The organism is Deinococcota bacterium (genome assembly GCA_030858465.1).
In the GTDB taxonomy this organism is placed as follows: domain Bacteria; phylum Deinococcota; class Deinococci; order Deinococcales; family Trueperaceae; genus JALZLY01.
This window is the reverse complement of record JALZLY010000244.1, coordinates 1-7099: the sequence shown is the minus strand read 5'-3', so window position 1 is coordinate 7099 and position 7099 is coordinate 1. Positions and strand designations below refer to the sequence as shown.

Below are 7099 nucleotides of genomic sequence, written 5' to 3'. Positions count from 1 at the left end.
GCTCTGGGCCGTCCACGGCGACGACGCGAGCGGCCGGGCCGCCCTAGCCGAGCTCGAGGCCTGCGGCGTGGACTGCGCGGGCGTGCGCGAGGTGCCGGGCGCCACCTCGTTCGTCAGCGCCGTCCTGGTGGCGCCGGGCGGCGAGCGCTACATCTTTCCCTACTACGGCCCCAGCCTGGACGACGACCCGGCCTCTTGGGACCTGGGGGAGCTGGCCGAGCTGGACTGTCTCCTCTTCGACGCCCGCCATCCCCGCCTCGCTCAGGCGGCCGCCCGCGAGGCGCGGCGGCGGGGGGTTCCGGTGGTGGCGGACTTCAGCAACACCCGCAACTGGCATCTCGCCCCCGGCGCCGACTACCTCATCGTCTCCGCGGAGTGCGCGGCGGAGGTCCTGGGCCGGGGCGAGCCCGAGGCGGCCCTCATGCGGCTCAAGCAGCGTGACGACCAGCTCGTCGGCATTACCCTGGGCGAGCAGGGCTTTCTCTACCACGACCCCGGCCTGGGCGAGACGCGCCACATCCCCGCCTTTCACGTCGAGGCGGTCGACACCACCGGCGCGGGCGACGTCTTCCACGGCGCCTACGCCTACGGGGTGGCGCGCGGCTGGACGCCTTCGCGCTGCGGCCTCTTCGCCTCGGTGACGGCCGCGCTCAAGTGCACGGCCCTGGGCGGCAGAGCCGGCATTCCCGGCCTTGCGGAGGTCGAGACGCTGCTCCTCGAAAAGACCGCCAGGGAGATGGACGGGCGAACATGGACGTGAGAACATGGACGTGAGGAGGTGGCGTTGGCTATGGCAAAGACCCTCTCCGCGGGCAAGCTGCGCGGTGTAACGACCCTCGCCGACGAGCGGGGCATCTTCAAGATGATCGCGGTAGACCAGCGCCCGCCCATCTTCAGGGCGCTCGCCAGGCACGGCGCGCGTTCCCCGGACGAGGTGGCCTACGACGAGGTCGCCGGCGTGAAGGGCCTCTTGACCGAGGTGCTGGCGCCGCACTGCACGGCGGTCCTGCTCGACCCGGTGTGGACCCACCCGCACGCGCTCACCAGGGTGCCGGGAGGGGTGGGGCTACTCAGCACCTTGGAGGACCACGCCTTTGTGCTCAAGGCCGGCGAGCGCTGGTCCTATCCCATAGCGGGCTGGAGCGCCTACAAGGCCAAGAGGAGCGGCGCGGCCGGCGTCAAGCTGCTCGTCTGGGACCGGCCGGACAGCCGGGAGGATACCCGCGCGCACCAGGACGCCTTTGTGTTCGAGGTGGGCCGGGCCTGCCGCGAGCACGACCTCGCCTTCGTCTTAGAGCTGCTCATTTACCCCAGGCCGGGCGAGGAAGAGGACTCACCGGCCTACGCCGCGGCGAAACCCGACGGGGTGCTCGACTCGGTCGCGCACTACAGCGACGATACCTTTGGCGTGGACCTCTTGAAGCTCGAGTTCCCCGCCGACCTCAAGCACTGCCGCGAGTTCAGCCGCGGCGCCTTCGACGGGCGCGAGCGCGCCAGCGTCTACACCTTGGACGAGGTGCGCGAGGCGCTGGATGAGCTGAACCGGCTCGCCAACGTGCCCTGGGTGCTCTTGAGCGCCGGGGTGGGGCCGCGCGAATTCGCCCTCAACTTAGAGCTCGCCTGTGAAGCCGGCGCGAGCGGTTTTCTGGCGGGGCGGGCGGTGTGGCTGGACGCCCTGGACAGCTATCCCGACCTGGCCGAGATGAGAAGCAGGCTGGTCAACAGGTCGCTGCCCTATCTGGGGCAGATCGCCGCCTTGGCCGCCGGCGCCAAGCCGTGGACGGCGCACCGGGCCTTCAACGACCTGGAGGTCGCGGGCCGCGGGCCCGACTGGTATAAGAGCTACGGAGACGAGACACACGCACACGAGACACACGCACACGAGACACACGGAGACGAGACACATGGAGACGAGACACATGGAGATAAGGAGCAGGCATGACAGGGGAACCGACAACAGCGGTGCTGGGAGCGGCGGTGATCGGCGCGGGCGACATGGGAGCGCGTCACGCCCGGCACTGGCGCGCGGCGGGAGCCAAGGTGGTGGGGGTGTTCGACCCCTACCCAGGGCGCGCCGAGGTGCTCGCCCGGGGGCTGGGCGCGGAGGCTTACGGCAGCCTCGAAGAGATGCTGGCCGTGGCCGAGCTCGAGGTGGTGTCGGTCTGCACGCCGACCTTTTTGCACGCGCCGCAGACGATCCAGGCGCTCGAGGCGGGCAAGCACGTGCTCTGCGAAAAGCCCGCGGCCTTGACCTTAGAGGGCGCCCTGGCGATGCGGCGCGCGGCGCAGCTCTATGGGCGCGAGCTGAGGATCGGCTTCATGCGCCGCTTCGACCCGGCCGACCACCGGCTCATGGACTTTCGCGCCCGCATCGGCTCGCCGGTCTTGGCCCAGGCGACCATCGTCGCGGGCGTCCGCCCCAAGCTGCTCATGCACGACCGCCTCGCCAACGGCGGCCCCATCATCGATATGTGCTGCCACATCTTCAACCTCTGGGGCAGGATGTTCGGTTGCGAGCCCGACAGCGTCTCGGCGCAGGGCTACACCTTCAGCGACAACAAGCCCGAGCTGGCCCAGGTCGAGCACAAGGCGCTCGATTCGGCGCAGGTAATCCTCGAGTACCCAGGCGGCTCGGTCGGCAGCATTCAGGTCTCCTGGGGCCTGCCGAGCGGCGTCAAGCCCTTCGAGCGCCACACCTACATCGGTCCCGACGGCGTTATCTCCTTGCGCTGGCCCGACGAGATCGCCCTGCGCGACGCTGAGGGCACCACCCGCTGGGGCTCGGCGGGCTACGACCCGTGGAAGGCGGAGATCGGGCACTTTTACAAGGAGCTCAGCCAGGGCGCCCCGGTCAGGCTGGCGACCATCGACGAGGGCATCGCCGCCCTCAAGACCTCGCTGGCCGTGCTCGAGTCGGTGGCCGCGCACCGGCCCGTGCGGCTGGCCGAGCCTGTGGCGGGGAGCTGTTGATGGCCCTGAAAGCCAAGGAGCGGGACCTGAAGCTCAAGCTGAGCCGCCTGACGGCGCTCATGGACGCGCGCGGCGCCGAGGCCTTGCGCGTCACCCGCGCTGGCAACCTCGCCTGGCTCACCGGCGGCAACTTTCTCGTCTACGAGCGGGGTGGCCCCGTCGCCGAAGGGCTCGTCCACGGCGACTCGCTGACGATCATCACCAACGCCGTCGAGGCGCAGCGGCTGCGCGACGAGGAGCTGCCGGAGGGGGTCGCGGTCGAGGCTTATCCCTGGTACGAGGGCGGCGGGCAGGAGGGGATCGTCAAGCGGCTCATCGGCGAGGCGCGGGTGGTGACGGACGACGAGCTCGACCTCTACGAGGCCCGCACCCCGCTGCTGGAGAGCGAGAGGGCGAGCTTCAAGAGCTTGGGCGCAGAGGCTTCGGCGACCGTGACGGACGCGCTCACCGCCCTGGAGCCCGGCCTCGACGAGAGGCAGGTGGCCGCGCGGGTCAGGTTCGCCCTCGAGCGGGAGGGTTTGGCCTGCCCCGTCCTGCTGGTAGCGGGCGCGGCGCGCCTCGGCCGCTACCGCCATCCCCTGCCCAAAGGCGCCCCCTTCGGCGGCGTCGGCCTGGTGGTGGTCTGCGCCGAAAGGGGCGGGCTCGTCGTCTCGCTGTCGCGGATGCTGGCCTTCGGCGAGGTGCCCGAGCGCAACCGCGAGCGGCTGGGGCAGGTGCTCGAGGTCGAGCGGGCGATGTGGGACGCCAGCCAGGCGGGCACGCCGAGCTTTGCAGTGCTGAAGGCTGCGCAAGACGGCTATGCTCGAGTGGGCCATCCCGAGGCCTGGCAGGAGCACCACCAGGGCGGGCCGGCGGGCTACTTCCCCCGCGACTTTCTCATCACGCCCACGGAGGCGCGGCCCGTGCAAGACGGCGTCGCCTACGCCTGGAACCCGTCGCTGCCGCACGCCAAGTCCGAGGACACCGTCCTCGTGACAGGAGGCGGGCTGGACAACCTCACCCACGACCCGCGCTGGCCGAGCCTCGAGGTGGGCGGACGGTCGCGGCCCGACATTCTCGTTCTCTGATGAGCCCAAAGGTCGGCCTCGTCGGCGCGGGCCGCTGGGCCGAGGTGCACAAGCGGGCGCTCGAGGAGGTGGACGCGACCTTGGCGGGCGTCCTGGTCTCGTCGGCGGGCAGCCGCGAGCGGGTGGCCAAGAGCTGGCGCGTGCGGGCGACCAGGCGACAGGACGACTTCCTCGCCTGGGATATGGACGCGGTCATCGTCGCCAGCCCCAACTACCTCCACGCCGAGCACAGCATCGCCGCCTTGGAGGCTGGCAAGCACGTCCTCGTCGAAAAGCCGATGGCGACCACGCTCGAGGACGGGCTGGTGGAACTCTACCGCTAGGATCGTCACGACATTGACGTGTCGCCGCCGAAAGTATTACGCTCATGCCATGAAATTCCATATCAGTGCTACTATCGACGAAGTCCTGGTCGCCGAACTGCGGTGGTTCAGCCGTCAGGAGAAACGGTCCTTCAGCAACCTGCTGGAGTTGGCCGTCGAAGCTCATCTCAGCAACAAGCAGGCCACGGATAAGGTTTACAGCACGCCCGGCAGCTTTGCCGGCTGCTTTTCCCGCGCCGAAAGCTGTGACCGCGATCAGGGGTAGATTTCTGATCGACACCAACGTGCTCATCTAGGCCACGCTCGAGAACGACCCCAGGTATTCGCGGGCCGAAACGGTGATCGCGCGGCCTTCTTTGGCAAGCGTCTACGTGGTTGACTCACGGCGCCGTCCACGGCTTCGGTCTATGATGGTGTATGTGGTTCAAGAGGCGCCTGGGGCTCATTGGCGCTCACTCCGGACCCGTTCTCATGGAGGGCGGGCCGGAGTGGGGTGCGCCCTACCTCATCGCCGCGCTGGCCGAAGCTGAGCGGCCGCTAGTCTGGCTCGAGCTCGCCTCGCGCGACGAGGGCGACTCCATTGCTCAAGGCAACAAGCTGGCGGACGCCATAAGGCGCGCTCTGGACGGCCCGCTCTTCGGCTACGGCATCGCCTACCGTTACGGCCTTTCGGTTCTGAAGACCCATCTGGAGCTGCTGGGTCCCTTTACCTTCGCCCTCTCTTACGCGGAACACGCGCCGGAACTGGCTCATGACCTGCTCTCGCTCCACGACGAGGCTAACCGGGTCGTCCTCCATTTCAACCGCCTTCCCGTCACGTTTGCACTCCCCGAAGACGCCCTGCTCATAGCTCCTACGGACCTCGCGCTCGGGCTCGAGGAGGCGCAAGAGCTTGCCGAGGGACTTCCCGCGCACGCGTTTCAAGAGCTTTGGGCCAACGCGGGCGGCGCCTACGAACCCCTTCTCGTGGCGCTACAGGAGCGGCGCTCTTTGCCTCCTCCGCTCAGGCCCGGACCCGAAGGCTTGCAGGCGATTCCGGGCCTCGAGCCGGCGGCGGAACCCGATACCTTAATCACGGCCTTGCTGAAAAGGGGGCGGTGGCTGGACGCACTCGAGCTGGCCGTGCGGCACCTGCCCGAACGGGTGCCGGAGGTACTGGAGGCGGCGGGTGAAGCGCCCTGGACCCAGGGACTGCAAGGGCGGCTTTATCCGCTTCTTTCAGCCTTGCCCGAAGACGTTAAACAGCAGGGAACCGTCTTGGGCTGGCGTCTTTTAAGCGCCCTGGCGTTAGGCAAGGAGCGCGAAGTTGTACCGGAGGTCGAGAGGCTGCTGGCGCGAGACGAAGCCCCTGAAATCCGCGCGCTCTACGCCGAAGCGCTCTTTGCCCAAGGCGATTTGGAAGCTTCCTTGCAGGAGTCGATGAGGGCGGCGAAGGCGTCCGAGAGCCCACTCACCCTCTACGCCTACGGCCAGGCTCTAGGTCTACAAGACCCTCATGAAGGTCAGGAGCAGCTCGAGCGCGCCCTGCGGCTGGCCGAGAGCAGGGGCGAACGCACCTTCGCCGCTCAGGTGGCCGAGGCGCTGGCCGCGCGCGCGACCACCCTGGGACGCTACCGCCGCGCGGCCGACTGGGCGGCCTGGGGCCTCAAGCTCTACTACCGGCAGGGCATGGGCCAGGCCCTGCTGCGGCTCGCCCTCATCAACGAGTCGGCCTTCGCGCGCCTGCTGTCAGGTGAGGCGGTGGGCCTGGCAGAAACCTTGCGTCACGAGTCCGGCTCCCTCGAGGGCGTTTACCCCTCCCTCGCCAGACTCTTGCGGACGACCTTAGCCGACCTGCTGCTGATAGAGGGAAACGTCGAGGCGTCCCTGTCCCTCTACCGGGAGTTCTGGCTGGACAATGAGAAGCGGGCGACCGTCGGGGCGTTGGCAAATCTCTACGTGCGGGCGCTCCTGGAGGCGGGTGAGGCGGATGAGGCGCTTAGGGTAGGCGCACAGGCGGTAGAGCTGAGCCGGGGCTTGCATCTCGTCAACACCCGGCGCGCCGGCTTGGCGCTGGGGATGGCTCTGAGCGAAACCGACCCTGACCGCGCCACCCTTGTTTTGGAGCAGGCCCTTCACGAGTTCCAACAGCCTCTCTTCGCTCCCCGTCTGGCGCAGGCCAGCCTCTATCTGGCAAGGGCACAGGTGCGGCTCGGCCACCCGAACAGGGCCCTAGCAGCTCTGGAGGCAGGGCGCGCCGGCCTTCAGGAGCTGGGCAGGGAGGGGCTCCACTATCTGGCCGGCCCTCCCGAGGCGTTCCAGGAGGTGTTCGGCCTGCTCACGGGCGAACAGGCCGCGCTCGAGCTGCACTTTCTGGGCGCCGCCACCGCCCGCCTCGGTGGAAAGACTACAGGTCTGAGTCAAAGGTTTGCCGACCTCATCGCCGTCCTGGCCCTGCACCCGGAGGGCATGAGCGGTGAAAGGTTGACCTTGAGCGTCTACGGGGAATTCGGAAACGCCAAGGTGTGCAAAGCGGAACTCGCCAGACTCCGTAAAAAAGTCCCACTCGAAAACCGCCCTTACCGCCTGGGAACCGCCGTGACGGCGGATTTCCTCGAGCTTGACGCGCTCCTGCGAGACGGCCGCTTGATGCAAGCCCTGGCGCTTTACCGGGGGCCGCTGCTGCCGAAGTCGGAAGCCCCCGAGGTCGTCGCGGCAAGGGAACAACTGGACGAAACGCTGCGCCAGGCGGTACTCGCC

General features: G+C 68.6%; 7 protein-coding genes. All 7 read left to right on the top strand.

The genetic code is table 11. The features are described from left to right. Positions 1–760, top strand: a 760-nt coding sequence (locus M3498_12380) for a PfkB family carbohydrate kinase (protein ID MDQ3460080.1), incomplete at its 5' end; no start/stop codon positions are given. 30 nt (positions 761–790) lie between these two features. After that, on the top strand, positions 791–1942 hold the full coding sequence (locus M3498_12375) for a tagatose 1,6-diphosphate aldolase (GenBank protein ID MDQ3460079.1): 1152 nt from the start codon (positions 791–793) through the stop codon (positions 1940–1942). Then, positions 1939–2970: a Gfo/Idh/MocA family oxidoreductase gene (locus M3498_12370; GenBank protein ID MDQ3460078.1), complete on the top strand. Its 1032-nt coding sequence runs from the start codon at positions 1939–1941 to the stop codon at positions 2968–2970. The genes M3498_12375 and M3498_12370 overlap by 4 nt, the downstream gene beginning before the upstream one ends. Beyond that, entirely contained in the window at positions 2970–4037 is a 1068-nt protein-coding gene (locus M3498_12365; protein ID MDQ3460077.1) for an aminopeptidase P family N-terminal domain-containing protein, read from the top strand. The genes M3498_12370 and M3498_12365 overlap by 1 nt, the downstream gene beginning before the upstream one ends. Further along, positions 4037–4360, top strand: coding sequence for a Gfo/Idh/MocA family oxidoreductase (locus M3498_12360; protein MDQ3460076.1), 324 nt, complete (start codon positions 4037–4039; stop codon positions 4358–4360). The genes M3498_12365 and M3498_12360 overlap by 1 nt, the downstream gene beginning before the upstream one ends. 49 nt (positions 4361–4409) lie before the next feature. Beyond that, positions 4410–4625, top strand: coding sequence for a hypothetical protein (locus tag M3498_12355; GenBank protein MDQ3460075.1), 216 nt, complete (start codon positions 4410–4412; stop codon positions 4623–4625). A 152-nt stretch (positions 4626–4777) separates the two neighbouring features. Beyond that, a partial coding sequence (locus M3498_12350) for a hypothetical protein (protein ID MDQ3460074.1) occupies positions 4778–7099 on the top strand: 2322 nt, incomplete at its 3' end.

What these genes read in the sequence shown, in the direction of transcription:
- M3498_12375 (MDQ3460079.1), top strand. Translation starts at nt 791, where the DNA reads ATGGCAAAGACCCTCTCCGCGGGCAAGCTGCGCGGTGTAACGACCCTC.
- M3498_12370 (MDQ3460078.1), top strand. Translation starts at nt 1,939, where the DNA reads ATGACAGGGGAACCGACAACAGCGGTGCTGGGAGCGGCGGTGATCGGC.
- M3498_12365 (MDQ3460077.1), top strand. Translation starts at nt 2,970, where the DNA reads ATGGCCCTGAAAGCCAAGGAGCGGGACCTGAAGCTCAAGCTGAGCCGC.
- M3498_12360 (MDQ3460076.1), top strand. Translation starts at nt 4,037, where the DNA reads ATGAGCCCAAAGGTCGGCCTCGTCGGCGCGGGCCGCTGGGCCGAGGTG.
- M3498_12355 (MDQ3460075.1), top strand. Translation starts at nt 4,410, where the DNA reads ATGAAATTCCATATCAGTGCTACTATCGACGAAGTCCTGGTCGCCGAA.